Source organism: Baaleninema sp., assembly GCF_049974805.1.
In the GTDB taxonomy this organism is placed as follows: domain Bacteria; phylum Cyanobacteriota; class Cyanobacteriia; order Cyanobacteriales; family Geitlerinemataceae; genus Baaleninema.
Window position 1 is genome coordinate 1 of record NZ_JBNGCO010000047.1, and the last position, 26786, is coordinate 26786.

Annotated in this window: 28 protein-coding genes; 8 read left to right on the forward strand and 20 right to left on the reverse strand. The window is 51.7% G+C overall.

All coding sequences use genetic code 11. The features are described from left to right. Window positions 1-127: 127 nt before the first annotated feature. The 3 genes from nifE to nifK form a co-directional block, all read right to left on the reverse strand. Entirely contained in the window at window positions 128-1483 is a 1356-nt protein-coding gene (nifE, locus tag ACP5D4_RS10830; protein WP_428011640.1) for a nitrogenase iron-molybdenum cofactor biosynthesis protein NifE, read from the reverse strand. 120 nt (window positions 1484-1603) lie between these two features. Beyond that, window positions 1604-1918, reverse strand: a complete 315-nt coding sequence (locus ACP5D4_RS10835) for a (2Fe-2S) ferredoxin domain-containing protein (RefSeq protein ID WP_428011641.1) — start codon at window positions 1916-1918, stop codon at window positions 1604-1606. A 148-nt stretch (window positions 1919-2066) separates the two neighbouring features. After that, entirely contained in the window at window positions 2067-3440 is a 1374-nt protein-coding gene (gene nifK, locus ACP5D4_RS10840) for a nitrogenase molybdenum-iron protein subunit beta (RefSeq protein ID WP_428011642.1), read from the reverse strand. Window positions 3441-3538: 98 nt separating this feature from the next. Here nifK and ACP5D4_RS10845 point away from each other — a divergent pair, with 98 nt between their 5' ends. Then, window positions 3539-3934 carry a four helix bundle protein gene (locus tag ACP5D4_RS10845; protein ID WP_428011643.1) on the forward strand — a complete coding sequence of 132 codons (396 nt, stop codon included), beginning with the start codon at window positions 3539-3541 and terminating at the stop codon, window positions 3932-3934. 84 nt (window positions 3935-4018) lie between these two features. On the opposite strand, the gene nifD is transcribed toward ACP5D4_RS10845, so the two are convergent. The 8 genes from nifD to ACP5D4_RS10885 all read right to left on the reverse strand — a co-directional run bounded on the left by nifD (window position 4019) and on the right by ACP5D4_RS10885 (window position 12028). Then, the gene (nifD, locus tag ACP5D4_RS10850; RefSeq protein WP_428011644.1) at window positions 4019-5680 is read right to left on the reverse strand and encodes a nitrogenase molybdenum-iron protein alpha chain; all 1662 of its coding nucleotides are present in this window, start codon (window positions 5678-5680) and stop codon (window positions 4019-4021) included. Between the two features lie 92 nt (window positions 5681-5772). Next, window positions 5773-6174 (reverse strand): P-II family nitrogen regulator, encoded by a 402-nt coding sequence (locus ACP5D4_RS10855; RefSeq protein WP_428011645.1) that lies wholly within the window; start codon window positions 6172-6174, stop codon window positions 5773-5775. Between the two features lie 33 nt (window positions 6175-6207). After that, the gene (locus tag ACP5D4_RS10860; RefSeq protein ID WP_428011646.1) at window positions 6208-6573 is read right to left on the reverse strand and encodes a P-II family nitrogen regulator; all 366 of its coding nucleotides are present in this window, start codon (window positions 6571-6573) and stop codon (window positions 6208-6210) included. A 157-nt stretch (window positions 6574-6730) separates the two neighbouring features. After that, window positions 6731-7555, reverse strand: coding sequence for a nitrogenase iron protein (gene nifH, locus ACP5D4_RS10865; RefSeq protein ID WP_428011647.1), 825 nt, complete (start codon window positions 7553-7555; stop codon window positions 6731-6733). A gap of 744 nt (window positions 7556-8299) precedes the next feature. After that, entirely contained in the window at window positions 8300-9205 is a 906-nt protein-coding gene (nifU, locus tag ACP5D4_RS10870) for a Fe-S cluster assembly protein NifU (RefSeq protein ID WP_428011648.1), read from the reverse strand. 127 nt (window positions 9206-9332) lie between these two features. Beyond that, entirely contained in the window at window positions 9333-10529 is a 1197-nt protein-coding gene (gene nifS, locus ACP5D4_RS10875; RefSeq protein WP_428011649.1) for a cysteine desulfurase NifS, read from the reverse strand. A gap of 110 nt (window positions 10530-10639) precedes the next feature. Continuing rightward, window positions 10640-11023, reverse strand: a complete 384-nt coding sequence (locus ACP5D4_RS10880) for a NifB/NifX family molybdenum-iron cluster-binding protein (protein ID WP_428011650.1) — start codon at window positions 11021-11023, stop codon at window positions 10640-10642. A 795-nt stretch (window positions 11024-11818) separates the two neighbouring features. Further along, a complete protein-coding gene (locus ACP5D4_RS10885) occupies window positions 11819-12028 on the reverse strand; it encodes a TOBE domain-containing protein (RefSeq protein ID WP_428011651.1) in 210 nt (69 codons plus the stop codon). Between the two features lie 179 nt (window positions 12029-12207). On the opposite strand from ACP5D4_RS10885, the gene ACP5D4_RS10890 reads away from it, so the two are divergent. Both ACP5D4_RS10890 and ACP5D4_RS10895 read left to right on the forward strand, forming a co-directional pair. Continuing rightward, entirely contained in the window at window positions 12208-12807 is a 600-nt protein-coding gene (locus ACP5D4_RS10890; protein WP_428011652.1) for a DJ-1/PfpI family protein, read from the forward strand. Between the two features lie 133 nt (window positions 12808-12940). Then, window positions 12941-13783 carry a hypothetical protein gene (locus tag ACP5D4_RS10895; protein ID WP_428011653.1) on the forward strand — a complete coding sequence of 281 codons (843 nt, stop codon included), beginning with the start codon at window positions 12941-12943 and terminating at the stop codon, window positions 13781-13783. 102 nt (window positions 13784-13885) lie between these two features. On the opposite strand, the gene ACP5D4_RS10900 is transcribed toward ACP5D4_RS10895, so the two are convergent. From ACP5D4_RS10900 to ACP5D4_RS10910, 3 genes are all read right to left on the reverse strand, one after another. After that, window positions 13886-14362 (reverse strand): hypothetical protein, encoded by a 477-nt coding sequence (locus tag ACP5D4_RS10900; protein ID WP_428011654.1) that lies wholly within the window; start codon window positions 14360-14362, stop codon window positions 13886-13888. A gap of 138 nt (window positions 14363-14500) precedes the next feature. Beyond that, on the reverse strand, window positions 14501-15118 hold the full coding sequence (locus tag ACP5D4_RS10905) for a DUF3611 family protein (RefSeq protein WP_428011655.1): 618 nt from the start codon (window positions 15116-15118) through the stop codon (window positions 14501-14503). 17 nt (window positions 15119-15135) lie between these two features. Then, window positions 15136-15615, reverse strand: coding sequence for an ABA4-like family protein (locus ACP5D4_RS10910; RefSeq protein WP_428011672.1), 480 nt, complete (start codon window positions 15613-15615; stop codon window positions 15136-15138). A gap of 208 nt (window positions 15616-15823) precedes the next feature. On the opposite strand from ACP5D4_RS10910, the gene ACP5D4_RS10915 reads away from it, so the two are divergent. Continuing rightward, a complete protein-coding gene (locus ACP5D4_RS10915) occupies window positions 15824-16489 on the forward strand; it encodes a hypothetical protein (protein WP_428011656.1) in 666 nt (221 codons plus the stop codon). Between the two features lie 299 nt (window positions 16490-16788). Here ACP5D4_RS10915 and petJ read toward each other — a convergent pair whose 3' ends face one another. Both petJ and ACP5D4_RS10925 read right to left on the reverse strand, forming a co-directional pair. After that, on the reverse strand, window positions 16789-17121 hold the full coding sequence (petJ, locus tag ACP5D4_RS10920; protein WP_428011657.1) for a cytochrome c6 PetJ: 333 nt from the start codon (window positions 17119-17121) through the stop codon (window positions 16789-16791). Between the two features lie 286 nt (window positions 17122-17407). Continuing rightward, window positions 17408-18268 carry a tetratricopeptide repeat protein gene (locus tag ACP5D4_RS10925; protein ID WP_428011658.1) on the reverse strand — a complete coding sequence of 287 codons (861 nt, stop codon included), beginning with the start codon at window positions 18266-18268 and terminating at the stop codon, window positions 17408-17410. A gap of 56 nt (window positions 18269-18324) precedes the next feature. Here ACP5D4_RS10925 and ACP5D4_RS10930 point away from each other — a divergent pair, with 56 nt between their 5' ends. Next, the gene (locus tag ACP5D4_RS10930) at window positions 18325-18483 is read left to right on the forward strand and encodes a hypothetical protein (protein WP_428011659.1); all 159 of its coding nucleotides are present in this window, start codon (window positions 18325-18327) and stop codon (window positions 18481-18483) included. 21 nt (window positions 18484-18504) lie between these two features. Further along, a complete protein-coding gene (smpB, locus tag ACP5D4_RS10935) occupies window positions 18505-18975 on the forward strand; it encodes an SsrA-binding protein SmpB (RefSeq protein WP_428011660.1) in 471 nt (156 codons plus the stop codon). Between the two features lie 123 nt (window positions 18976-19098). Here the strand turns inward: smpB and ACP5D4_RS10940 are convergent, their stop codons facing one another. The 3 genes from ACP5D4_RS10940 to ACP5D4_RS10950 form a co-directional block, all read right to left on the reverse strand. Further along, window positions 19099-20061, reverse strand: a complete 963-nt coding sequence (locus tag ACP5D4_RS10940) for a protochlorophyllide reductase (protein ID WP_428011661.1) — start codon at window positions 20059-20061, stop codon at window positions 19099-19101. 499 nt (window positions 20062-20560) lie between these two features. Continuing rightward, on the reverse strand, window positions 20561-20935 hold the full coding sequence (locus ACP5D4_RS10945) for a hypothetical protein (RefSeq protein WP_428011662.1): 375 nt from the start codon (window positions 20933-20935) through the stop codon (window positions 20561-20563). Window positions 20936-21076: 141 nt separating this feature from the next. Next, window positions 21077-21472 (reverse strand): hypothetical protein, encoded by a 396-nt coding sequence (locus ACP5D4_RS10950; protein WP_428011673.1) that lies wholly within the window; start codon window positions 21470-21472, stop codon window positions 21077-21079. Between the two features lie 143 nt (window positions 21473-21615). Here ACP5D4_RS10950 and hslO point away from each other — a divergent pair, with 143 nt between their 5' ends. Then, a complete protein-coding gene (gene hslO, locus ACP5D4_RS10955; RefSeq protein WP_428011663.1) occupies window positions 21616-22521 on the forward strand; it encodes an Hsp33 family molecular chaperone HslO in 906 nt (301 codons plus the stop codon). A 569-nt stretch (window positions 22522-23090) separates the two neighbouring features. On the opposite strand, the gene ACP5D4_RS10960 is transcribed toward hslO, so the two are convergent. Beyond that, complete coding sequence (locus ACP5D4_RS10960) at window positions 23091-24779, reverse strand: ABC transporter ATP-binding protein (protein WP_428011664.1); 1689 nt, start codon at window positions 24777-24779, stop codon at window positions 23091-23093. A 173-nt stretch (window positions 24780-24952) separates the two neighbouring features. On the opposite strand from ACP5D4_RS10960, the gene ACP5D4_RS10965 reads away from it, so the two are divergent. Next, window positions 24953-26533, forward strand: coding sequence for a glycosyltransferase family 39 protein (locus tag ACP5D4_RS10965; protein WP_428011665.1), 1581 nt, complete (start codon window positions 24953-24955; stop codon window positions 26531-26533). Window positions 26534-26786 lie beyond the last annotated feature (253 nt).

Below are 26786 nucleotides of genomic sequence, written 5' to 3' on the forward strand. Positions count from 1 at the left end.
AGTTTACAGGCGTTTGTGGTGGAGACGTAAGCTTCATCTCTTCCTTTTTCGAGGAGTTTTTTAACCATGACAAATCTCGCTTTGAGTGCGTCAAATGGGGCGTTTGCATTCTGTAAAATCAAGCGTTTTACGGCGTTTTTTGAGTTTTCCTCGGCACGAAACGCCACACAGGAGACATCACCGTTGAATGAACTTCTTTAGCGAAGTTAAACATTCCCACAAAGCCTTCTAGAGCTTCTTTCCGTTCGTGATTGTGGTCGCAAAAACCGAGTCCGAGTTTGTAGGCGATGGGACGTTCTTTAACGCCGCCAACGAAAATGTCAACGTCTTTTTCCTTGAGAAAAGCTGACAGTTCCAGGGGATTAGAATCGTCTACAATAATCGTCCCCGGATCGGTAATTTCGTGAAGTTCTTTATAATCTTCACTGGTTCCAGTTTGAGACCCCACCATTACCACGTCCATTCCTAACAAACGGAAGGCTTTGACGAGAGAAAAGGCTTTAAACGCGCCGCCGACGTAAATCGCTGCTTTTTTACCCTGTAAATCTTGGCGGTATTGTTGCAGTTTGGGATATAATTCCGAGAGTTCGTCGCGGACGAGTTGTTTGGCGCGATCGAGAATTTTGGGGTCGTCTTGAAAGACTTTGGCGACATCGTACAAGGCTTTTGCCATATCCTCAACGCCGAAATAAGAAACCCGTAAAAACGGCGTTCCATATTCCTCTTTCATCATCTTGGCTAAATCCAAAGTTGCGCCAGAACATTGAACCACGTTGAGAGCAGCCCCATGACATCGGGCGATGTCTTTAATGCGTCCGTCTCCGGTAATGTTGGCGACCACTTCCACGCCCATTTTCTCGAAATATTCGCGGATAATCCAAATTTCTCCCGCGAGGTTGAAGTCACCCAAAATGTTGATGCTGTGGGGAGAAATCCCCGTCGTATCGCCCGTTCCCACCAGCTCGAACATGGCTTTACAAGCAGCGTTGTATCCGGCGCGTTTGTTGCCTTTAAAGCCTTCCGACTTAACCGGAATGACGGGAATGCCTTTTTCTTGGCTGACCCGCTTACAAATGCTGTCGAGGTCGTCTCCGATAATTCCGACGATGCAAGTTGAATAGACAAAAGCACCGTTGGGATGGTGGCGATCGATGAGTTCAACTAACGCTTTGTACAGCTTCGGTTCGCCGCCAAAAATAACATCTCGTTCCTGTAAATCCGTCGAGAAACTGAGGCGATGCAGTTCCGGTCCAGAGGAGAGCGCCCCGCGAATATCCCAAGTGTACGCCGCGCAACCAATGGGGCCGTGAACCAGGTGAACCGCGTCGGCGATGGGATAGAGAACCACGCGAGAACCGCAAAAGACGCAGGCGCGTTGGCTGACGGCTCCCGCGAGACTGTCTTTGTTACAAACCAGTTGAAAAGGGGTTTTACCCTTTCGGTGAATCTGGTTAGCACGTTCTTCAAAAATGGCAGAATTCATGGAACTTTAGGTTAGAAAATTCGGAAAATCGTCGGGTGCGTGACGCGGCCGAAAAATGTTGTCGAAATCCGGTCAATGTTGCATTACCGCGTCACGTACCGATATTTCACGCAAACAAACTCACGCAAACAAATACTCTTCTGCGGCTTCGTTTTCTTCGAGAGCGTCGAGGATTTCATCGATCGCATCTTCGTCAACTTCGCCGTACCAGTAATTGTCGGGATAAACCATCATTACTGGACCGCGATCGCACAGTTTCAAGCATCCCGTAGACGACACCAAAACATCGTCCATTCCGCGATCGACCAACTCGTTTTCGAGATACTGAATCAACGACATCGAACTTTTCTTACTACACACGCCCTGGGCTTCCCCTTTGGCGCGAAACGAAGCGCAAACAAAAATGTGATGGTTGGGTTTGTGGAGTTTACCCATGTTGACCTCCCTTGTTGTTGAAGATGATGGGATGATGGGATGATGGGATGATGAGATGATGGGATGATGGGATGATGAGATGAAGGAAAATTCTCTCCTCACCTCCCCATCTCCTCACCGTCCCATCTCCTCACCTCCCCATCGCAGACTAGAGGACTAACTCGAACACCTCATCGGGGTCGTCGCGATCTTTGCGTTCGAGAAGCGTGTTGATGATGTTGCACAGCAGGTGCATTCCGCCGCGATAGCCAACCGTGGGGAAATAGCTGTGTCCGACGCGATCGAGAATCGGCCAGCCAAACCGCACGAAGGGAATATCTTCCGACCGGGCTATATACTTGCCGTAAACGTTGGTAATCAACAAGTCCACAGGTTCGTCTTTAATCAACTGGTGCAGATAAAACATATCTGCGTTGTCTTTCACCACGGCTTCGGGAACCCAATCGGCGAGGATGGCTTTGCAACGTTCGCGGAAGTATTTCGACGTGGTTCCAGTGATGACGTAGACGGGTTTCGCACCGCAACTGACCAAGAATTCTGCCAGCGGCACCATTTGATCCGGATCGCCCGACAGCGCAACTCGTTTACCATAGAGGTACTGCTGCATATCAGTCATGATGTCCACCAAGCGACCGCGATCGTCCCGCAACGATTCCGGCGGTTCCACGCCAGTGGTTTCGATAACCGCTTGCACGAAGCGATCGGTGGCTGCAACCCCAATCGGTAAATCCAGCAGGTGATAGGGAACCTGACACTTGCGATCGAGTTCGATCGCCGCCGCTTTACTGGCTTCGACACCTAACGCCAACGTCGCGAGGCTGTCTCCCGTAGTCTTCAACGCATCGACGGGAGTTCCACCTTTCGGATACATCTCGAACTTACCCGTTTGCGGCGTATCCACCACATCGGAGGTATCGGGGAACACCACCGACTCGACACCGATTTCCTTCAACAACCGTTTGATGTGGCGGATGTCCGACGGTTCCACATAACCGGGAATGACGTTAATTTGAGGTTTCGGCGTCTCGCTTTTCTCCGACAGATAAGACACGATCGCCCGCGTCATGTTCGACCACCCCGTAATGTGCGTTCCCACATAACTGGGAGTGTTGGCGTGGATGACCACTTTCCCTTCAGGGATAATCCCGCTGTCGCGAGACTCCCGAATCAGCGTGGGGATGTCGTCGCCGATGGTTTCCGACAGACAAGTGGTGTTGATGGCGATGACAGGCGGATCGTACAAGCTGTACATCGTTTTGAAGGCTTGGCGCAAGTTGGCGCCGCCACCGAATACCGCCGTTCCTTCCGTAAAGGAACTCGTCGCCGCCATAATCGGTTCGCGATAGTGGCGTGTCAGGTGGGAACGGTGATAGGAACAGCAACCTTGAGAACCGTGAGAATGGGGGAGACAACCGTGAATCCCAAGTGCAGCGTACATGGCGCCGATGGGTTGGCAAGTTTTCGCCGGATTGATGCGTAACGCTTCGCGATCGACAACTTGTTTCGGTGTAGCTTCTAGCATGATGACTTTCCTCTCTCTTCTGTGAAGTGATGGGATGATGGGATGATGGGATGATGGGATGATGGGATGGTGAGGTGATGGGATGATGAGGTGATGAGATGAACCAGAACGGTTTAATTCGCAGTCATCGAGAGTTAGAGGTTTACCAGATAGCGTTTGAGGCAGCAATGAAGATTTTTGAGCTTTCAAAACGCTTTCCCATTGAAGAACGGTTCGCGTTGACTGACCAAATTCGTCGCGCCTCTCGATCGATCTGTGCAAATCTGGCAGAAGCTTGGCGGAAGCGTCGATACCGGGCTGCATTTATTGCCAAGTTGAGCGATTGTGAAGCCGAAGCCGCAGAAACTCAGATTTGGATAGAGTTTGCCGTGAAGTGCCAATACTTAGATGTCGAACTGGGACGAGAACTATATCGCACCTACGATCGCATCATTGGAAAACTCGTCAAACTCTCAAAAAACGTCGATCGATGGTTATTACCTGGTAGCCAGTAACCGGATGATGGGATGACCGGATGATGGGATGATTAGAAATCTCCTCACCTCCTCACCTCATCATCTCCTCATCTCCCCACCGCCTTACCACGGCGCTTCGATGTATTTCCACGCCGGGCCGTTGACGCGCAAATCGATGTCTTTAGCGAAGTTGACTGCACCTTGGAACCCAGCAAACGGACCGCCGTAATCGTAGTTGTGCAGTTGCTTGGACGGAACGCCGAATTTCTCAATAACGTATTTGTCCTTAATCCCAGACCCGATTAAGTCCGGTTTGAACCGCTGAATCAACAAGTCGAGTTCGTGGTGGGAGATATTATCCACCAACAACGTGCCTTCGCCCATATCGGGCATCATTCCCTCGTACTCGCTGAGGACTTTCTCCTGGCGTAACTGAGTGAGAACCTCTTCGGACAACGCCAATTTAAAGCGATCGGGATCGGGTTTGACTTCCAACTCTTCAATGTTGCGACTGTCAGCGTCCACCTTAATGCGCGGTAACGCTTGCCGTCCTTCATAATCGTCCCGGTGGGCGAATTCGTAACCCGCAACGATGGTTTTCATGCCCAAATCAGCAAACAGTTCTTGATAGTGGTGGGCGCGAGACCCCCCCACGAACAGGAAGACTGTTTTTCCGTTAAGGCGTTTGCGATACTCCGCCAGTTGCGCCTCAGCCAACCCCACTTCTTCCGCAATGACTTGTTCGACCCGTTCCGTGAGGGCAGCATCGTCGAAGAAGCGAGCAATTTTCCGCAAACTCTTCGCAAAAGCGTGAACGCCGATGAAATTCACCTTCATCCAAGGCGTGCCGAACTTCGTTTCCATCATCGTCGCCATATAGTTGATGGAACGGTGGCACATAACCAAGTTCACTTTCGCCAAATGCGCTTGCGTCGCTTCGTCGTAAGACCCATCACCGCTGAAGCTGGCCACGACGTTGATGCCGCATTTGTTCAGAACCCGCTCGATTTCCCAAGCGTCGCCGCCGATGTTGTACTCCCCGAGGAGGTTGACGGTGTAACCGGGGATTTCTTCGGTTTCCGTATCTTTGCCAATCCACTGTTTGAAGAACCCGTTGTTGGCGATGTGGTGTCCGGCGGATTGACTGACGCCTTTGTATCCTTCGCAGTTGAAGGCGATCACCTCAATCCCCAGTTTGGCCGTCATTTCCTTGGCTGCCCCTTGGATGTCGTCGCCGATTAAGCCGACGGGACAGGTGGCGTGGACGGTGATGGATTTGGGATGAAAGATGTCGTAGGCTTCCTGAACCGCTTGTTTGAGTTTTTTAACGCCGCCGAAGACGAGGTCGTGTTCGTCCATGTCGGTGGTGAAGCAGTAATGCAGAAAGTTTTGACCCTCTTCGCGGGGTTTGAACTGGTTGCGCCGCGTTAGCCAAGAGTAGTAAGAACAGCCAACGGGGCCGTGGACGATGTGAACGCAGTCGCCGAAGGGACCGACCACCACCCCTTTACATCCGGCAAAGCTGCAACCCCGTTGGGTGATAATGCCCGGTGTGGTGCGGGCGTTGGCTTGAATTTCTTGGTCGGGGATGGAAGGGTCACGAACGACGATGTGTTTGCCGCGCTTTTTGGCGACTTTCTTCGGATAGGCGGTAACGATTTCTTCGACGGTGGTGGTGGTGGTGTCGCGGGAGACGGGGGATTCCGCTTGCATTACGTCTCGGTTGGCCTGGGCGGCTTGACGTTCGAGTTCGTTGGTTGGGGCGAGTTTTCCGTTGTCTGGCATGACCTCTCTCCTATGATGCGTGGGAGGATAGGGGCGCGATCGCCGCGCCCACTTTCGCGTTTCTCGATTGGGTCGCTCGATTTGACCGAGTGTTACAACACGCCGGTCATTTCATCGACAGCAACGTTGCCGCTTTCGGCGGTACGGATGCGGATGCTGTCGGTGACGGGAACGACGAAGATTTTGCCGTCACCGGGGTTTCCGGTTTGGTTGACGCGGGTGATGGTGTTGACGACTTGACGCACTTGTTCGTCGGGAACCACCACGCTCACGAGGCGTTTGGGAATCAGACGGGGGCAGCGTGCCAACAGGGGTAACACTTCGTTGGCATCGTCGGGATGTTGGTTCAGGGCGTCGATGACTTCGGCTTCGATGGCCTGGCGTCCCCGTCCGAGAACTTTAACGGCGTTGAAGGCGGGAAACCCTTCATTGACGAGAGCTTGTTTGGTATCTCCGATTTTGTTGGCTCGGATAACCGCCATAACTTCTTTCACGGTTGCATTCCTCCGGTTGAGTGACAGAACGGCTCAAACCGTAGTGAGGGTTTTGGCAGCGGGGGTATCGGTGGCTTCTTTGACCCCGGTGCTGATGGTGTAAACGTCTTCGACGGGACTGACGAAGATTTTGCCGTCGCCGTAAGCGCCTTCGGTGCCAGTGCGGGCGCTTTCGAGAACGACGCGCACCACTAGGTCTTTATCGGTTTCGGGAACGACGATGATTAACAGTTCTTTGGGCAGTTCGTCGTATTGAACGTTGCCGATTTTCAAGCCCCGTTGTTTGCCTCGTCCGAATACGTCGATTTTGGTGACGGCGGGATATCCCGCTTCGAGTAAGGCTTGCAACACATCGGTGGTTTTTTCAGGGCGCACGATCGCCCGAATCATGACATTCATTAGGTTTCGATCTCCTAATTTCGACAGTTGACAACTCTGGGATGAGGGTGCGATCGGGATGAGGAGATGATGGGGTGATGGGATGAGGAGATGATGGGATGAGGGAAAACGCTCATCTCCTCCTCTCCCCCTCTCCGGAAGCTCCCTCTCTAAAACATCATCCGTACAAGCCGAATTTGACCAACAGTTTTTCGAGATCGTCGTTACTCATCGGCGTGGGGACGACGTGGTTGGTGTTGGCATCGATCGCTTTGGCGAGGTTGCGGTAGTGTTGGGCTTGTTCGCACTCGGGAGCGAATTCGATGACCGTCTGGCGGTTGAGTTCTGCCCGTTGCACCATGTTGTCGCGGGGCATGAAGTAGATCATTTGCGTTCCCAGGGCTTCGGCGAGAGCGGTAATTAAGTCCGCTTCTCGATCGACTTTGCGGGAGTTGCAAATCAAACCGCCGAGACGCACGCCGCCGGTGTCGGCGTATTTTTTAATCCCCCGACAGATGTTGTTGGCGGCGTACATCGCCATCATTTCGCCCGAGGTGACGATGTAGATTTCCTGGGCTTTGCCTTCGCGAATCGGCATGGCAAACCCACCGCAAACCACGTCTCCGAGTACGTCGTAAAAGGCGTAATCGAGCTGCTCGTCTTCTTCGTAGGCGCCGAGTTGTTCGAGCATGCTGATGGAGGTGATGATGCCTCGTCCGGCACAGCCAACGCCGGGTTCGGGACCGCCGGATTCGACGCATAGGGTGTTGCCGTAGCCTTCTTTGCGAATGTCTTCGAGTTCGATGTCTTCGCCTTCTTCACGCAGGGTGTCGAGAACGCTCTTTTGGTGCAAGCCACCCAGTAACAGGCGCGTGGAGTCGGCTTTCGGGTCGCAACCCACAATCATCACTTTGCGACCGAGTTCGACGAGTCCAGCCACGGTGTTTTGGGTGGTGGTGGATTTGCCGATTCCGCCTTTTCCGTAAACAGCAATCTTCCTCATGATGAGACCTCCGTTGTTCGTTTGGTGAAGCGTCTGTGAGTTCGATCGAACTTCAATGTCCGTCTTGAAGTGTTGGGTTTTAAACCTGCGTTGTGATGCAGTTTTTCGGCACTGAAGGCGATCGATCTGCAAGGTTAGAAGGTCGGCGAGTTTTTCGTCGGCTTTTCCGAACGCAATGCAGTTGTTCTTCGGTACAGTTTTAGTTATACAAAACCTTTTATTTTGACTTTGTGTATTTGCACACCAAAAACAATCTTTTTGGAAATTTATTTATAACAGTTTTATTCCGATTTTAAAGTTTTATTTAGAATTTGTTTTTTCGGAAATAAACAATATTTCTGTTTTTATTTTATGCGATCGTATACAAACAAATAGATTTTAAAGTCGATCGCATTTTTTTATCAAAAATCAAAATTTTATGATGTTTTAAATGTAGCCGTATGTTGGGTTAAGTAACGAAACCCAACAGCCCCCAATTACAACAAACTCAAGACAAAAAACTCTTTTGAAAGATTCAGTCCGCCACATTGATAGACCTAGATCGATCGCACGGCCGAATCGAGTCGCACTCCGGGTTGGCTGCTGTCGGGTTTCCTTCGTCAACTCAACCTAAAACTTATCACTACAAGTCATAACTGTATTAGCCTACAAAAAAATCCCCTGGAAATATTTCCAGAGGAGCAGTGTGTCAGAGGATCAACTCGGATACACTGTGGTAGGAACCTTTAAAAAAACTCGAAAAACTTAAGAAGACGCCGCCAAGGTCGATTTCACCGCTTCAACGACTAAACTCGGCGAAATTGCATCTTGGAGACGTTTTTCAATGGCAAGTTTTAGCGTCGCCGAAACACTGGGACAACCATCGCAAGCCCCCTTTAAAATAACTTTGACGCAATCGCCATCGATATCGTAAAGTTCTAAATCTCCACCGTCAGCTTGTAACGCGGGACGAACATCGTTTTCCAACACTTGCTGAATCTTCACGATTTTTTGCAGCGTCGTCAGCGGTTGTTTCTGATTCGCCATCGCCGTTTCTACAGCAACAGTGGTTTCGCGATAACTCTCGTTCACTTCTGCCAAAATATCGTCGATCGCCGCCAAACAAGAACCACAGCCACCGCCAGCTTTGACATAGTTCGTCACCTGTTCGGCGTCGGTGAGATGATTTTCTAAAATCGTGCGGCGGATGCGTTCTTCGCTCACGGCGAAACAGGTACAAACTAACGCGCCATCGTCGTCTTCGTGGGGTTCGAGTTCGACGCCGCGATAGTTGGCGATCGCCGATTCGAGGGCTTCTTGTCCCATCACGGAACAGTGCATTTTTTCCTCGGGCAACCCTTCTAAAAATTCGGCAATTTCGCGATTGGTGAGTTTCGCCGCGCCATCGACTGTCATGCCTTTAATTAAATCTGTCAACGCTGAGGAAGAGGCGATCGCACTAGCACATCCGAAGGTTTGAAATCGAGCGTCGGTAATCGTCTCCGTGGGGCGATCGATCTTTAAATGAAGTCGCAACGCATCGCCACAAACGATACTACCGACTTCCCCGACGGCGAGGGTTTCGTTCTCGTTGCACTCCTCGGGGGCGATCGCGCCCAAGTTGTGTGGGTTGAGAAACAAATCCATAACTTTGTCACTGTAATTCCACATTTTGGGTAATTGATAATTGATACTTGGAAACGGTTGGTTTGTGGGGGCGGTGCGTGACGGGGAAAACCTCATTTAGCTGTCAACTCCGACATTTTCTCGCCGCGTCACACCCCCTACCAATTCTTCATCATCTCGCCGCCGCAGCGGGTTGCAGCCAATTCGCCGCGTCATCTTTAAAGGGCGAGATATCGCGAAGGCGTTGCACGATTTTCGGCATCGCGTCGAGAACCCGATCGATCTCCTCCGCCGTGGTATACCGAGAGAGACTGAAGCGAATCGAACCATGTAGCAGCGTGTACGGTAAACCCATCGCCCGCAGCACGTGAGAGGGTTCGAGGGAACCGGAGGTGCAAGCTGAACCGGACGAGGCGCAAATTCCGTAGCGATCGAGTAACAGTAAAATCGCCTCGCCTTCGATGTACTTAAATCCGATGTTGGTGGTGTTGGGGAGGCGCATCGCGGGATGTCCGTTAAGCTGACAGTCGGGAATCTCCCGCAACAGGTTGAGTTCGAGGCGATCGCGCAACGATCTCACCCCCGTATTTTCATCTTCGAGATGTTGCATCGCCAGTTCCGCCGCTTTCCCCAATCCCGCGATCGCTGGAATGTTTTCCGTTCCCCCTCGGCGTCCCCGTTCCTGGTGTCCGCCCACAATCAGCGGGCGAAACCGCGTTCCGCGACGGACGTACAAGGCGCCGATCCCTTTGGGGGCGTGGAGTTTGTGACCGGAAAATACCAGGAAATCGATCGCACTGTCTCGCAGGTTTAACGGAAGTTTCCCCACCGCCTGCACAGCATCGACGTGAAACAAAATCCCTCGTTCTTTGACGATATTGGCGATGCGATCGATGGGAAAGACAACGCCAGTTTCGTTATTCGCCGCCATCACCGACACCAACGCCGTATCTTCCCGCAACGCCAACCGCAACTCGTCGAGGTTGAGACAGCCTTTTTCGTCCACGGAAAGATAGGTGACAGAATAACCCTGTTTTTCCAGGGTTCTGCACAGGTTCAACACCGCTGGATGTTCCACTTGCGTGGTGACGAGATGGCGTTTTTCCGGATTGGCGGCGATCGCAGCCCGAATCGCGGCGTTGTCTCCCTCGCTTCCGCAACTGGTAAAGACGATTTCGCTGGGGTCTGCACCGATGAGATTGGCGACGTTTTCTCGCGACTGTTTGACGACTTTCGCCACCTGGCCGCCAAAAGTGTGCATACTCGACGGGTTCCCGTAAAGCTTCGTCAGATACGGCCACATGGCTTCGAGAACTTCCTCCGCCACGCAAGTTGTAGCGTTGTTATCGAGATAAACGGGTGTAGTCATGGGTTCTACCGCTAACAGCAATCCGTGGTGAGGTGATGGTGGGATGACCGGATGATGTGGACTTTTCTCATCACCTCATCTCCTCATCACCTCATCACCTCATCACCTCATCACGATTGGTGACTGTCGAAAAAGTCGAACAAGGCGGTTTCGATCGCGTCGTAAACACAGATGGGTTCGATACCTGCTTTGCGAAGGCGATCGTCGGGGCCGTGACCGATGCGGGACACGAAAATGGCCGTGCAGTCTTGCAGGGTTTGCAAAATCAAATCGAGGTTTCCCGGGCCGTTGTCGGGGCCGTGACAGTAGGGCGTGACGGCGCGTTCTTCGACCCAGAGGGCTTCGCTCTCGGTCACGTCGTAGACTTGAAAGCTGCTGGCGTGTCCGAAATGTTGGTTCACTAACCCATCGCCTCGGGTCGCTACAGCCACCCGCAGGGTGACTCGATGGGTGTTCGTTTGCGATCGCTGAGAAGGTGAGGTGCTGACAGTCACGATTCGGTCTCCTATTGGCTCGATTTTGCAACGACAAACGACTCGAACAAAGGACGGGCGATCGACCGATCGATCTGGATTTTTTACGTCCTCGATCGAAATCGATATTGAAAATCTTGCAGTTTTTTATATCAAGTTCGTGGCGAACTCGACCCAAAGGCGAGTAGATTAATTTAATTACGCCATTACTCGATATCTGAAACCACCGTGCAATGGGTATTTGAATTCGGTTAAATATTTTTTTGGGGGGTGGGGTGCGGGATTTTAACGGGAGGGTTCGGGAGGGATGTAGCGACAGTTAAAAGTCCCGAAACCCTTGTATATTCAAGCCTCACAAAAATTATCCGTTTGAGTACTTACGTACAAACACTTATAACAATCGATGTACTCAAACTCATTTTACAGAACCCTGGAAATGCCTATTTTGAAAGGCTTTCGGAAACTAGGTAATTTTTCGGAGTCTCCCGCACCTCGATCGCCCCTCGCGGCCGTCGTCTCACTTCTTTACATTCTGCAACGCCAAGCGTTACATTTTTTATAAATATAAAAATAAAACAGGCTTGTTTCTTAAAATAACCTAAAAATTAAGAGTTCTACGAACCAAATTTTAAGGCTGTATCGAACTTATCATTTCAGACGTGGCATCCGTCAAGATCGATACATTTTTTTCAGAAACTCCAAAAAGACCCCCGGTATGTCGAAGATACCGGGGGTCTGACTCGTGCAGAATCTCTTAAAATTAAGTCCAAACAGAAAATTTACAACGAATTTGGAGAGAATTTGGAAAATAAAAAATCATTCAACGGCAAACATGACATTACTGGCTTTAACCACAGCGTAAGCCTCTTTTCCCTCCGCTAACGCCAATCGTTCCGCCGAGGCTTTCGAGACAATACCGACGATTTCGATACCCGGCGCAATTTCTAAAGTGACTTCCGAGTTCACCGTCCCAGGAACAACCTGAGTCACTTTACCTTTGAGTGTATTTCGAGCAGTGAGCTTCATGGTTGCTCCCTTTTCTGTAACGCGATCGCCATCGATGTTAGCTCAGATATTCGATCGCGCATAGTATCCCACGCCACCAACCACACGGACTGTCAGCAAATCGCAACACCGTGCCATACTAGAGCCAAGACTTGAATTGACAGTTTAACAAACTCGTCGCACAGATTAGGAAAGGTGTTATGGCCGGTCGAAAAATTTTAATGCTCGTCGGAGATTTCGTAGAAGACTACGAAGTGATAGTTCCCTTCCAAGCCCTGCAAATGGTGGGGTATACCGTGGACGCCGTAGCCCCCGATACTAAAGTTGGCGATAAAGTCCGCACCGCCGTCCACGATTTCGAGGGCGATCGCACCTACAGCGAAAAACCCGGCCATTACTTCACCCTCAACGCCAGTTTCGAGGAAATTCGCCCGGAAACCTACGACGCCTTAGTGATTCCCGGCGGACGCGCCCCGGAATACATCCGCCTCAACAAGCGCGTTATCGAAATCGTGCGCTACTTCGCCAACACCAAAAAGCCCATCGCCGCCATCTGTCACGGCGCCCAACTCCTCGCAGCGGCGAACGTCCTCCACGGTAAAACCTGTTCGGCGTATCCCGCTTGTCGTCCGGAAGTGGAACTCGCCGGGGGAACCTACGCCGAAATCCCCGTCAACGAAGCCGTCGTGGACGGAAATCTCGTCACCGCCCCCGCTTGGCCCGCACATCCGCAATGGTTAGCCAAATTCCTCGAAGTCTTGGGAACCCGCATCGAACATCGAGAAACGGCCTCTGTCTGAGTTGGTCTAGAATTGACCGGGTGCTGAGGAGATAACCGGATGAGGGGGTAACGAGGCGGTAACCGTGAACGATCGCCCCTCAATCCCAACACACCGTTATCAATTGTCAGTTATCAATTGTCAATTCTTCACCGTGTTCCCGTTCCACACCCCAACTCAACTTACCTGGCGTTTGTTGTTGGGAACCGTCCTAACCGCTTGCGCCCTCGACTTCGTGACAACTCCCGCGTCCGCCCAAACAGACAGCGGTGAAACCCCTCGCGAAGCGGTTTCCCAGGCCAACTCGACTCGATATCGACATTTATACCGCCGTCCCAGTCCGCGATCGCAGTTAGCGGCGGCCATCGTCGAGTACATGGAATCGCACAATTACCGGATCGATCGAAACCCTGGTGAAATTAACATCGTCTTGATTAAAGGGATGAATCCCGACGGAACCCCCAACGGAAACGCCCCCTTACCGCCGCGATACAACGATTTGCTGGTATTGCTGACCTTCGATGAGGGCTCGCGCCCCCAAATCCGCCTCGCCGTTCCCATCACCACCGAATCCAACGCCAGATTGGACGTTCACCCTGACCACGAACCCTTTGGCGGCCCGGCGCAACTCATGACCGGCCAACATATCGGAAAATGGCGGTTGCAACCGGGGATGCGTCTGCGTCGCGGACGGCCGTTTACAGGGTTAATGCAAGTCGGAGAACTTCCCATCGGATTCGATCGCAACCACAACGGCCATATCGATCCCGGCGAAACCGTTCGTCAGTGGCTACCAGGACGAGACGGCGGGGCGTTTGTTTTCCACCCCGATATGAATTTCCCCCTATCTGGAACCGCCAGTTCCGGTTGTATCGTCACCCATTACGACAACGACTTTTTTACCTTTATTCGATACTTAGAACAGTCGCCGCAGTATCGATCGAACCCCGAATATCGCTGGACGGTCACACTTCTCGAACCCAACGCCATACTCTAACAAAAACCCGAAAAGATACCCGGCATCTTCAAAATACCGGGTATCTGGCCGAACACCTTAAATCTCTGTGTCCTCAAGTTCTGGTGCGGTGAATTCAACCACTCACGACAACTCGTCGATTTTTTGCGCCAACAACTTCGGCTGCAACTCGAACTGATAAACTGTACTCCCTTCCAAACTCATCTCCGTCGTCGCATCGAATTCCTTCGCCCGTAACTCAATATACTCACGAGCGCGATCGCCCGAAATTTGAGTCGCGATCGAAAACTGTAGCGGCGTAATCGCACCCTGGTTCTCCGCCAACATCTGGAAAAACGTCCGTTGTAGCCGTTGCTGTTCCGCCCTCTCCAAATCGAGCTGTTCCTGCTGGTGTTGCGTCCGCAAACTCCACAACAGCCATCCGCCGACCGCCGTAGGCGGTAAACCGACAAACGCCAACACGATTAACGAGAGTTGTCGGACGCCAGAATTGACATCGGATAAGCCGAACAGAGACACCAGAACGATGGGAACGCCGACGAACAGCAACAGTCCCGCACCTGCTTTTTTAACGACTTTTAATGTATTGTTGGGGGTCATGGTTCGATGGCGATCGAATTCCGTTAAAGTGGCCTGACTCTCTCAATTTTAAAGCGCCCCCGTCATCGAACCGGCGATCGCGGGGGTCGTAAAAACCGTAACTATTTTTATTACCCTGCGCGATCGCCATCAGCAAGGTCAGGATTTCGACTTCACCACCCAGCGCAACAACCACAGGGAAGTCGTCAGTCCGATAAAGTGAGCAAAGAGGGTATGCGTGTTTCCCAACACCACAAAAATGTCGATGGGTTGAATCAACTGATTTAACGCCGCCGGAGAAAACGCCACCCCTTCCGATCGCAACGCTTTCGCCAGCAAAATCCCCGTAATGGTTTCCGCCGCTAACAGGTTAAACAGCATTCCCACCAAATTCACGATCGAACCGATTTCAATAGCCCGTATGGTTTCGGCCCGCGTCGGACGCAAACTGCTATCCGGCGTTCCCAGGCGTTGCGCCAGTCGGCCGTATCGCAGCGCCCAGTAAATACTGATTCCCAACGCCACCAACCCCGTCACCGCAAAGAAAATCCCCGGTCCGCGTCCTGGGTTGATTTGCGCCGAAGTGGGGTCGTCGGAGGCTGCGATGGGAATGGTAAACAGGAAAATTAACGCCGCCACGACGCCTAAAATCACCTGCACCCAAAAGCTGATCTGTCCCGCACGGCGCAACGCGGGAATCACGCGCTCCACGGCGGGAGGAATCACCTGAATCTCGCTCGATTGGGAGGTGGAAATGTTATAGTCCTCGTTGTTCATAGGTGTCTCGGAGGTCTTTAAACCGCGTCTGGACGTTTTCCTTCTAGCGTACCGCGTGACGCCGAGTCGCGATCGACCCCGAAGAAGCGATCGCGTACCGCTACCGTGACGATGTGAGACAAAACTCCCACCGGTCCGGCGAACAAACACAGCACGATCGAGTGCGTCGTCCAAACCCCAGTTTTTTGACCTTCCCAGTAAATCCAACGCCCCACGAACAAGTCCATGACCAGAAAATGCGCCCAACCCGTGGCGGCGGCGGGTTCTTCCCCAAAGAAACGGGCGATTTGAGACAAACTGGGATTCGCCAGAGCTTCGGCGGATTCAGCGTTGAGACTTTGGGAAATACAGTAGAGATAGAAAGCAACCAGCACCACGAAGGGGAGGTTCGATCGCAACACCCGCCGGGTAACGTCCCAGTTGGGAAGCAAAACCATTAACGCCCAAAAGGGCAAAACGAACAGGTTCGCTAGGTCGAATAGAGTCGAAAGAGAAATATCAATCACGATCGCAAAACGAGAGAGTTCTTCAATTTAGCGTTCCTGTTTCACTATATCGTTTCCAGTAAAGCCATCTAGAAAACGACACAGGAAACGGGCAGGTGAGACGGTTTGACAGTCCCCGAGGGCTGGATTAGAATTGCTCGCAAAACTCGCCCAACTCCTCTCACGCCTTCGATTAATACAGCACAATTTTTAACGCTCTATGAATGTACGACGTTGGGTTTGTCTCGGTGCCTTGGCGGGTTTCGCTCTGACGGGATGTCGCACGCAACCCCCGGATTCTAACGCCAATGCGCCCACTACTCCCCTCTCAGAAGCTTCAGCCATCGCCAGCGACATCACTATCGATCGCGAGGCGCTCGCGTCCCTCTGTCGCGTGGTAAAAATTAGTAACGGCCAAGTGGGAAACTCGCAAAAAGCCACCTTTGCTCTTCCCAACGCTGGCGATTATCAGGGTTCGATCGCAGACAGCTCCATCGCCGTCGTGCGCGATACCCCCGATATCGATTACCAGTTCGTCGGACAAGTCGCCAACCTCAACGACTGGCCGCCTCAGAAGGATACCGATCCCACCTCGGACACTGAGTTAGTTTTGTGTCTGTACGAAACCAACGATCCCGAGGACGCTCAAACCTGTTGGTATCTCAATGAAGAGGGGTGGTACGGCGGCTTAACGGTTTACGGAACGCGATCGCAACTGTATTTGGTGGAAGCCAACACGGTGGATTTAGTCGCTCAAACCAACCTGACGCGATCGCGCCCCGAATGTCCCGAATCTTACACCTTAAAAGGAGATAACCGTTCGGAAATTCAGAACGGCTTACCGATTCAACTTCAGCGGGTTAAAACTTGGTTGCAAACCCTCTGACCAGGGAGAGCTTAAAAAAACGCAAAAAATACGGGTCGATCGGTCAATCCTGTTTAACCTAGAGCGAGACCCCCATAAAACCCCTCACCGCCCAACCTGCCATGACCACTCACGATTTATTCCTGCTGCTTCTCCTGCTTTCCCCCGGACTTCTTCTATCTGCCGTTGTCATGGGGGCTTTCGCTCGCGGCGGCTGACCTTTCCAGACAAAGCGCGTCCTGGCTGAGACTCCTTGCGGAGCAACACCAGGACGCGCTCAGCATCCTCGGGTTGGAAGAATCGACGCACTCAGACGCCGTTTACCAACCTTTGTCAGCTTGGGAAAGCACGTAGGCGGCTACGTCTTCGATATCGTCAGGAGACAGACGACCCAGGAAAGACGGCATCGCGTTTTTCCCGTTCGTCACCTGATTTTTAATCGCTTCGAGGGAATCCATCCCGTATTTTTCCAGCGCGTCTTTTTTGAGGGTTTTGGCCGCGTTCACTACGTTGCCGCCTCCCATGTGACACGCCGTGCAGTTGGCGCTAAAAACTTGAGAACCATGTTCGATATCGGCAGCCCAGGCGGGGCGACCGAAGGCAAAAACCGTCACTGCCAGGGCAAGCAGGACAAAAGAAACGAGCTTTTTCAAGATTGCGATCTCCTCTACTCGAACATACAAAGCCAATTTACGTAATATCGAAATGTGGGGGCTTTGTCAATAGATACTCGGTCGATTTCGGTTTAACATTGCTTGGCAAAGTGCCGAGAACACAAGGGCTGTAGCGAACGGAAAACTCGATCGATCCGACGTTTTCCTAAGCTAAACTTTTATTAAAAAACTCATCCAGACTAACGTTCAATTGTCAAGATTACCGTTACATTTTTAAACAATAACGAGGGTTGAAAAATCGGGTCGCCATCGAACTCGTGTCCCTTCAAACTAACCAGCGAGAACGAGCTAACCAATCAAGCCAGCGACAGTTTCGCAGCGATCGCAGCAGAGAACGCGCCCCTTGGAAGGAACAGCGAGAACAGGCGCGATACAAGGACTGTACTCCCTTGGAAGAAGTACCGGGGAGGCTGAATACCTGACGGTAGGCGGTCATGGCTTCGGCATAACGTCGCAAGTGGCAGAAAACGTCTCCCCGTACCATCCACACTTGAGGACAGTGAGGCGCGAGGCTTCCCGCGCGATCGCAACACTCCAACGCCTCTTTGGGACATTGAAGCTGCAACAACACCGTTGCCCGATTTAACCAGATACAATGGAGATCGGGTTGGAGTGTCGTTACTTGGGTGTAATGTTCTAACGCTTCGCGGTAACAGCCTAGCTGTTCGAGTAACTGTCCGTAGGAGACCAGAGTTTCAATCTCGTCGGGTTGTAACTTCACAGCGCAATGGAAACTCCGCTGCGCTTCCTCGAGACGGTTCAAGGCTAAGAGAATGGTGGCGCGATGTTTCCAAAACTGGGAATTGTCGGGAATTAGATCGATCGCTCGCCCAACCGACGAGAGCGCCTCTTCCCAACGCTCACAAGCCGCTTCCGCTTGGCTGCGGATATACCACCAACTCGCTTGAGTCTCGTCGAGGTCGAGGGCTGCCTCGAAAGCGTCGATCGCCGCAGCATAATGTTTGAGTGCCATTAATGCCAATCCTTTGCCCAACCAGGCGCGATCGCACCGCTCGTCAAACGTCAGAGCGCGATCGTAATCAGCAACAGCACTGCGGTAGAGTTCCCAGCTAACGTGAACGCTTGCCCATTCCAGGCAGCGTTCGAGAGAATCCGGTTGTAACACTTCGTCTCGCTCCTGCCTGCACCCACTCCCGATCCTAAAATATAAGAAGGGGCAATTTGATATTATCACGATCGCTCGATCGAAACTTCAGTAAAAACACAGATATTTCCGATCTTGATGCGATTGTGGTGGTGACAATTTCCGTTAGGATTCGCGTTACAATTCCCACAAGCGATCGCCGCATTTCTTCTGAGGAAGAAATCCGTCAATTGTAGATAGTTCCCATCAAAATGCGTATGGCCAAAGATAACAGCAAAGGATACAAAGTCATTAGCGATAACCGCCAAGCCCGTTACCGTTACGAAATCCTAGACACCTACGAAGCCGGAGTCGAACTCAAAGGCACCGAAGTTAAATCCATTCGCCAAGGCCGCATCAACTTACGAGACGGTTACGCCCTGATTCGTAACAACGAAGCCTGGTTGTTCAACGTACATATTTCGCCGTACAACACGGCAAGTCAGTACTTCAACCACGACCCTCGCCGCACGCGAAAACTACTTTTACATCGCGACCAAATTCGCAGACTCATCGGAAAAGTCGAAGAAAAAGGCTTGACCCTCGTACCCCTCAAAGTCTATCTCAAAAAAGGTTGGGTCAAAGTCTTAATCGGCTTGGGACGAGGCAAAAAACTCCACGACAAGCGAGAATCCCTGAAGAAAAAACAGGAAAAACGCGAAATCGCACGGGCCTTGAAAAACTACTAATTCCCACGGCGGTCTGTCTGTATGTCCACTGAAAACCCCGTAGTCGCGTTGCCTCAACGCGGCTACGGGGCAATTTTATCCGTCACAGAATCGAAGGACGCGGAGAACCGCTCCAGTCGGGGACTAACTCAGTCCCACCAACTCCAAGCTCAAATCCCACATCCGTCCGCCTTTCTCATCGTCGCGAGCCTGCGGCGACACCTTCTGAGCGAAGGACTGGCGGCCTTTCTTCTGGCGGTTGCCCCAACTCCAGTAAACACCAGATTGCTTAAAGTCCGGGTCAGCCACGACCGCCGCCACCCGTTCGCCAGCCAACTCCTGAGAAACATATCCCCCCGTGATGTATTTCTGGAACACCGGGAAGATTTTTTGGAACAGGGGATAGTGATTGCGGAACAGCGGCGTATCGGCCACGCATCCGGGGTACAGGGAACTAAAAGTGATACCCGTAGACTCGTGATAGCGGCGGTGCAGTTCCCGCATCGTCAAGACATTGCAGACTTTACTGTCTTTGTACGCTTTCACCGGCTCGAATTTCTTACCGTCAATCATCGAAACCGGCTCTTTGAAGCCTTTGGCGAACCCGTCGAGAGTGCCTAAATCCGGACGCGGCGGGATTTTTCCACCGAGTTCGTCCGGGTTGTGGGTGACGGTTCCCAAAATCACCATCCGTTTGTCCGGTTCGTTAGACTGCTCGAAGTCCGCCAACATCAGGTTACACAGCAGAAAATGACCCAAGTGGTTGGTGGTCATCGTCAGCTCGTACCCTTCAGGACTCCGCATCGGCTCTTTCAGCAGCGGCATATAAATCGCGGCGTTGCACACCAGGGCCCGGATGGGTCGGTTCAGGGAGCGGTAGTTGGTGACGAACTGGCGAACGCTCTGCAACGACCCCAAGTCGATATGCAGAACTTTGTAACTGTCTTTGGCTATACCGAGATCTTGAGCGGCTTTTTCCGCTTTTTCCAAGTTGCGGCAGGCCATGACGACGTACCATCCCTTTTCGGCGAGGGCTTTCGCGGCGTACAAGCCAACACCCGAAGAGGCTCCCGTAACAATGACTGTGGGCTTTTGCTGGTTTTCCATTCTCGTGAAGTGATTTGATATCGATCGCTGTTAACCCGATCTATGATCGCATACCTGGCAGGGTCTAGGGCCGGGTAGTTTGGTGAAGAATTTTATACTCAGGCTCGTTCGGTGGTGAGGAGATGAGGAGATGAGGAGACACTGTTCGCTGTCCGCTGTACAGGGTTCGCTGAAAAAAAACCCCGGAACTCCAGCAAGTTCCAGGGTTGCCATCAGGGTGCATCTACCATTTCTCTGTTCTCTAGAAAGGTGGGAGGTTCCGGATAATTTTGTGGTTTTTCTGTTCCCTGTTCCCTATTGCCTGTTCCCTCTATCGCCCAGAAAAAACCTGGAACTCTTGCAAGTTCCAGGTTCGTGAGTAGATGGCTTCCTGTTGATGAAGTGAGAAGCTTCGAGTACGGAGAGTCAGTCAAGAAAAAAACCCCGGAACTCCAGCAAGTTCCAGGGTTGCCATCAGGGTGCATCTACCATTCCTTTGTTCTCTGAATAAGCTCGGGTCTCAGGATGGTTTTGGCAAAATTTTTGGGAATTTTGGCGATCGATCTCCAATTTCCGTATTTTTGCGCAAGTGTAAAATCAATAAATAACAGACTTCCGTATTTTTGTATATAGTATTATTAAATAATTCCTGCCAATATCCCATTTCGGTACATTGCTGTATAAGATCCCCGGCATCTTGGAGATGCCGGGGATCTGGAGAGACAATCTGACGAAGGGAACGAAGTTTAAACGGGTTATTTCCCACAGATGATTTAGGATTGCTCTCGGGTTGAAAAATATGAAAAAAAACGACAAAAGCGGTGGGTTTCGGTAGACTTTCCTGGGTAAATCTTGAGCGATAAGGATTGGCTGTTGGGTTTCGCTGGCGCTCCACCCAACCTACGGTTTTTTACTTTTTTCCTTTTTTATTTTCAAAACTTAAAAAAAACTCCACCCCAAGCCTGAAGGAGAAAAACGGGGTGGAGAAAGCCTGTTACCCCTATTGTGACCTAAAATCTTAAAAAAGTCCGTAAAATTACTGAGGCTGCGGTTCCTTCGACTGGACGAGAAACTCCTTCAACCGCCACAAACTCACTGTTTGACCCAAATTCAGCGGTAACAGCGACACGCCTTCTAAACGCGACTGCACCCAACCGTCACCCCAGTACCACTCGTGAAAGCCGTCGATTCCGCCACTGAGTAACATTCGCAAACAGCGATCGCTCGCCACTTCCACATGATGCTCGATCGATACGAACCCCAGGGAACTCGTAAACGTCAACCCTTCATGCAACTTTTCCGGTAAACCCGGCGATAACTGTTGTGGCAACCACTTCTGTAATTCACTCGGATGCAGCAAACTGCGAGCGATCGCACTCGCCGAAGCGTCGATCTCAATTCGCAAATGGCTTTGTTGAAACGTTCCCAGCATACTTCCAGTTATCCCCAGCAAGCCCACGAAACTCATTATGACGAATTTTCCGGTTCGATCGCTAGGTCGTAATCCCAATCCCTGGGAATCCCGCGATCGTTACAATAAATTAAGATAAGACGATCCCAAACCTCAAAACATTCATGGCAGATCAGCTCGTTCGCGCAACAGCAGCAGATGGCGGCATTCGCTGCGTTGGAGCCATCACCACACGACTCACTGAAGAAGTCCGACAACGCCACAAACTCTCTTACGTCGCTACCGCCGCTCTCGGACGAACCATGTGCGCGGGTCTTCTCCTCGCCTCTAGCATGAAGAAACCCGACTCTCGCGTCAACATCCGCGTTCGCGGCGACGGTCCCCTCGGCGGTATCCTCGTCGATGCGGGACTCGATGGAACGGTTCGCGGCTACGTGGAAAATCCCTCTGTCGAACTGCCGCCTAACAAAATTGGCAAACTCGACGTTGGCGGCGCCGTGGGGTCTAACGGTTTTCTCTATGTCATCCGCGATGTCGGCTACGGCTATCCCTACTCCAGTACCGTCGAACTCGTCTCTGGAGAAATCGGCGACGATGTAACCCACTACCTCGTCAACTCGGAACAAACTCCCTCGGCGTTGGTTCTCGGGGTGTTCGTGGGAGCCGACGGCGTAACGGCGGCTGGGGGAATTCTCCTGCAAGTTCTTCCGAAAGCGGCTCGCGATGAGGAACTTGTTGCCACGCTGGAATCTCGCCTCGCGGGACTTTCGGGATTTACTCCCCTGCTGCGAAAACAGAAAAGCCTTCCGGCGATTTTTGAAAGTCTCATGGGAGATTTAGGTTTGCAAATTCTCCCCGGCGTTCAGATGTTGCGCTTTCACTGTGGTTGTTCCTGGGAACGTCTCTTGGGAGCGTTGAAACTTCTGGGTTCGGCGGAACTCAAGGACATGATCGAAAAAGACGGCGGTGCAGAAGCTACCTGTGAATTCTGTAAGGATGTTTTCCACGCCGATGTGAGCGATTTACAACGCCTCATCGACGACTTAAAACAGGAGTCTTCTGTTCGCTAAGTCTTTAACGGTGACGAAATGGGGTTGCTCGTAACCCCATTTCTTTGACTCTACCCTTGGGTGAATTTCCCTCCCATTTGCACTCGCCACAACGCTGCGTAAATTCCTTGACGCTCCAAAAGTTCTTCGTGGGAACCCCGTTCGGCGATTTTGCCTTTGTCCATGACCGAAAATTAGGGGTTTCAAGCCCCGCCCTTCCAGGGCGGCATTTCAAATGCTAAACTGAGTTCAGTCCGGTGCCAGGGTAAATTCGTCGGTAGCCCAACCCGATTTCGGGATTCATAGGACCATTGCGACATCGGTGCAGAGGTGCGAGAGACCTCTTTAAAAACGCAAGCACTCAAAAGAGTCGCGAGTCCAGAAAAGTCAAGCATTTGCTCAAATGCTTTCTAACGTACCGTGGGGCGCACGGAAACGTCAAAAAAGCCTGGGGAGATTAGCCCTCTGGAATCTTCAGCCATTGTCTTAAAAGCATCCAGTCGGAGAGTTGAAGGATAGTGGGTTCGAGTCAGCGAGTTGGCTTGGCGGAGATTTAAAGGTGGATCGACGAACCAGGAATCCCCCTGCCTTCAGGCGGGGGAGAACGTCAAATAGATACAATCGGCGTGGCGAATGGTACTCAGACGGTGCGCGATCGCAATGGTTGTCCGGTTTTGCGTGATTCGATCGAGCGATCGTTGAATCGCCGCCTCCGTCTCGTTATCCACCGCCGACGTCGCTTCGTCTAAAATCAAAATCGGCGGATCTTTCAACACCGCTCGCGCGATCGCCAACCGTTGGCGTTGTCCGCCAGAAAGCTTCTGTCCCCGTTCTCCAATGACGGTATCGTACCCTTGGGGTAATTCTGTAATAAAGTCCTGTGCTTCTGCGATCGCCGCCGCCGCTACCACATCCTCTTCTGTGGCGTCGAAACTCCCATACCGGATGTTTTCCGCCACGGTTCCATGAAACAGAAACACATCTTGACTGACTAAGGCCATCGCTCGCCGCAAATCCTGTAACAAAATCTCCTGAATATCGATTCCGTCGAGGGTAATTCGTCCCGAGTGAATCTCGTACAATCGCAACAGCAACTTAACGATGGTACTTTTCCCCGAACCTGTGGCGCCTACGATGGCGACAGTATCTCCAGCGGGAACCCGTAGCGAAAAGTCCGAAATCACCGCAGAGCGATCGAGATAGCCGAAGGTGACGTTTTCCAAGCAAATCTCGCCGTTTACCCGTTCCACGGGAAGCGGTTTGTTCCCCGGATACACCGTAATCGGCATATCCAGCAACTTAAACACCCGCCGCGTCGACGCCTGCGATCGCTGGTACAAATCCAGGGTTTCCCCCAACCGCGTCAACGGCCACAGCAACCGCTGCGTCAAGAATACCATCGTACTGTAGGTTCCCACCGCCAGGGTTCCCGCCGCCGCCTCCAACCCTCCCAGTAACAGAGTTGCCGTAAACCCCACCAAAATCACAATCCGAATCAGGGGAACGAACGCCGCACTGAGGGCGATCGCGCGTTGGTTGCTGTAACGATATTCGTTACTGAGGCGATCGATCCGATTGACTTCGTATTCTTCCGCTGTAAAACTCTTAATCGTGGTAATTCCCGTCAAATTGTTGGTCAATTGCGCGTTCAACCACCCCACCGATTCCCGAACGGCAGCATAACGCGGCGCGAGTCGTTTTTGAAAGGCGATCGAACCCCATAAAATAAACGGCATCGGCAACATCGCCAACCACGCCACGTTCGGCGCCAGCACAAAAAACGCCCCACCGATGACGATTACCGTCGTCGAAACTTGTAAAATCTCATTGGCGCCCCCATCTAAAAACCGTTCCAGTTGGTTGATATCGTCGTTGAGAACCGACAGCAACCCTCCCGTACTCCGTTCTTCAAAAAACGACAGTTCCATCGCTTGTAAATGGCGGTACGCATCGAGGCGCAAATCGTGTTGGATCGCCTGCGCCAAATTTCGCCACAAGCGTTTATAGGCATATTCAAACAGCGATTCTAACCCCCAAATCAGGAAACTCAGCAGCGACAACACCACCAATTGAGCGAATATACTTTTGACGGCCAACCCCGCTAAAAACGAGTTTTCCTGTTGCACCACAATGTCAACCGCTAATCCAATTAACGCTGGCGGAGCGAGGTCAAAAATTTTATTGAGTACCGAACAAGCCGAGGCTTTCCAAATCTCAACGCGGTAGCTATCTGCGTATTTAAATAACCTTGCAAAAGGATTTTTGCGTTTTTTAGACAAAGTATTTATAAAAAAATCTGCCTAATTCAATAATAACAAAAAATCAAACTTTTAAATAAATGTATTGATAAAATCCGAAAAATCGACCTGTTCTCTGTACCCGGTGGAGTGAATCCCCAACCCCAAAATTTGATACCATAAACCCCCAGTTCTCAACGCTCAACCTTCAATTGTTGAAACCTCTACTCTTCACCTGGTGTCTTCTCGGCTTGACATTGCGGTTCGCTCGCCTAACCGCCCTTCCCCCCTGGACGGACGAATGTGCCACAATCGCCTTTAGCCTGGGGAATAGCTTCCTTAACGTACCGCTCGATCGACCCATCCCCCCTGACATCTTAATGCAACCGCTACAACTGCGATCGACCGCCACCGTCGCCGACGCAGTCACTCACCTGATGTCAGAAAGTACCCATCCCCCCCTGTACTTCATCCTCTCCCATTACTGGATACAGGGGTTTGGCGGCGAAAACGTTCTCTTGGCTGCGCGATCGCTCTCCGCCCTCTTGGGAACCCTCGCCATTCCCGCCATCTACCTCTTAGCCGATCGCGCCTACCGTTCCGTTATTGTGGCACAACTGGCCGCCGCCATCATGGCAGTCTCCCCCTTTGGCGTATTCCTTTCCCAAGAAGCCCGTCACTATACCTTAGCCGTTCTCGTTTCGATCGCATCTCTCTACTATTTCGTCGTCGCCGTCGAAGCCATCTTCCAACACAAACCCCTTTCCCCCAAACACTCCATTCCCTGGATACTCATCAACGGCGTCGGAATCGCCATCCATTACTTCTTCGCCTTAGTTCCCCTTTCCCAAGCCTTCGTCTTAGCCGGAATTTGGCTGAAATACCCTCCCCACCGCCGCAGTCTCGCTTGGCGAGGAATCGCCATCGCCGCCTTGGGAACCACCCTTTCCGGCGTCGCCTGGATTCCCCTATGGCGACAAGTCAGCCAAAGCCACCTCACCGATTGGGTATACGATGGCGGAATCGGAATCGACGCCGTACTCAGAGCGATCGCCTGGTTGCTGTCGATGCTGTTGATGTTTCCCCTCGACATCCTCGCCTTACCCCTTTGGCTCGTCATCCCCAGTAGCCTCGCCTTCCTCCTCTCCCTCCTCTACCTGGCTAAACTTCTCTACAAACCTTTCACCTCCTCACCTCCTCACCTCCCCCTCTACCTCCTCGCCACCCTCGCCGTCTTACTCGGCGTCACCTACAGCCTCGGAAGCGATCTCACCCTGGCGCCTCGTTTCTTCTTCCCAGTATTTCCCGCCGTCGTGGTATTTATCGCCGCTCGTCTGGCGCCTCGGTGGACTCGCCAGAAATATCAAGTTCTTGCGGTTTTAGGAATCGCCTTTATCGGGAGTTTCAGCATTTTAGCCAACGTCGGTTACTTGCAAAACCACCGAGGCGATCGATTGGCGCAATTTATCGCCAAAACCTCCGAAGACGTTCCCGTTCTCATCGCCACGACTCACAAACACCACGGACAAACCGGGCGATTAATTGCCATCGCTTGGGAATTGGAAAAAATCGGCTTTTCTCAACCGTCGCATTTTCTTTTAGCTCACAAACTCGAAAACCAAAATCCCACAGAAACCCTCAATCAAACCCTCGCCGAACTTCCCAAACCCCTCGATGTTTGGTTGGTGAATTTCCACGCTGAAGAAATGTCCAACAGTCTCGGTTGCGACCAACTCGATGACGACGAGTTTCCTGATATCAATGGCTATCGTTACGACGGATATACCTGTCGGTAATTGATAATTGAATAGAATTGAAGGTTGCTGTTACAAGGGTTTCCAGAAAATTAGCGGAAATTGTTAAGTTTTGTCGCGTTCGATCGAGAGATATTGACCGCTAAGGGCAAAACCGCTATCATAAAAGTGTAAACTTTGGCGGTTGTTCGGCTATACGCTTGATTTTTTAATCAACACCCGCAACAGAGTCAAGGGGAGTTGACCGCTAAGGGCAAAACCGCTATCATAAAAGTGTAAACTTTGGCGGTTGTTC

Excerpts from the sequence above, each read along its gene's own strand:
- hslO (WP_428011663.1), top strand. The coding sequence starts at position 21,616 with ATGGCAGATCAGCTCGTTCGCGCAACAGCAGCAGATGGCGGCATTCGC.
- nifE (WP_428011640.1), bottom strand. The coding sequence starts at position 1,483 with ATGAATTCTGCCATTTTTGAAGAACGTGCTAACCAGATTCACCGAAAG.
- ACP5D4_RS10890 (WP_428011652.1), top strand. The coding sequence starts at position 12,208 with ATGGCCGGTCGAAAAATTTTAATGCTCGTCGGAGATTTCGTAGAAGAC.
- nifS (WP_428011649.1), bottom strand. The coding sequence starts at position 10,529 with ATGACTACACCCGTTTATCTCGATAACAACGCTACAACTTGCGTGGCG.
- nifU (WP_428011648.1), bottom strand. The coding sequence starts at position 9,205 with ATGTGGAATTACAGTGACAAAGTTATGGATTTGTTTCTCAACCCACAC.
- ACP5D4_RS10905 (WP_428011655.1), bottom strand. The coding sequence starts at position 15,118 with ATGAACAACGAGGACTATAACATTTCCACCTCCCAATCGAGCGAGATT.
- ACP5D4_RS10900 (WP_428011654.1), bottom strand. The coding sequence starts at position 14,362 with ATGACCCCCAACAATACATTAAAAGTCGTTAAAAAAGCAGGTGCGGGA.
- nifK (WP_428011642.1), bottom strand. The coding sequence starts at position 3,440 with ATGCTAGAAGCTACACCGAAACAAGTTGTCGATCGCGAAGCGTTACGC.
- ACP5D4_RS10940 (WP_428011661.1), bottom strand. The coding sequence starts at position 20,061 with ATGGAAAACCAGCAAAAGCCCACAGTCATTGTTACGGGAGCCTCTTCG.
- ACP5D4_RS10950 (WP_428011673.1), bottom strand. The coding sequence starts at position 21,472 with ATGCTGGGAACGTTTCAACAAAGCCATTTGCGAATTGAGATCGACGCT.
- ACP5D4_RS10915 (WP_428011656.1), top strand. The coding sequence starts at position 15,824 with ATGAATGTACGACGTTGGGTTTGTCTCGGTGCCTTGGCGGGTTTCGCT.
- ACP5D4_RS10860 (WP_428011646.1), bottom strand. The coding sequence starts at position 6,573 with ATGAATGTCATGATTCGGGCGATCGTGCGCCCTGAAAAAACCACCGAT.
- ACP5D4_RS10885 (WP_428011651.1), bottom strand. The coding sequence starts at position 12,028 with ATGAAGCTCACTGCTCGAAATACACTCAAAGGTAAAGTGACTCAGGTT.
- nifD (WP_428011644.1), bottom strand. The coding sequence starts at position 5,680 with ATGCCAGACAACGGAAAACTCGCCCCAACCAACGAACTCGAACGTCAA.
- nifH (WP_428011647.1), bottom strand. The coding sequence starts at position 7,555 with ATGAGGAAGATTGCTGTTTACGGAAAAGGCGGAATCGGCAAATCCACC.
- ACP5D4_RS10835 (WP_428011641.1), bottom strand. The coding sequence starts at position 1,918 with ATGGGTAAACTCCACAAACCCAACCATCACATTTTTGTTTGCGCTTCG.
- ACP5D4_RS10845 (WP_428011643.1), top strand. The coding sequence starts at position 3,539 with ATGAACCAGAACGGTTTAATTCGCAGTCATCGAGAGTTAGAGGTTTAC.
- smpB (WP_428011660.1), top strand. The coding sequence starts at position 18,505 with ATGGCCAAAGATAACAGCAAAGGATACAAAGTCATTAGCGATAACCGC.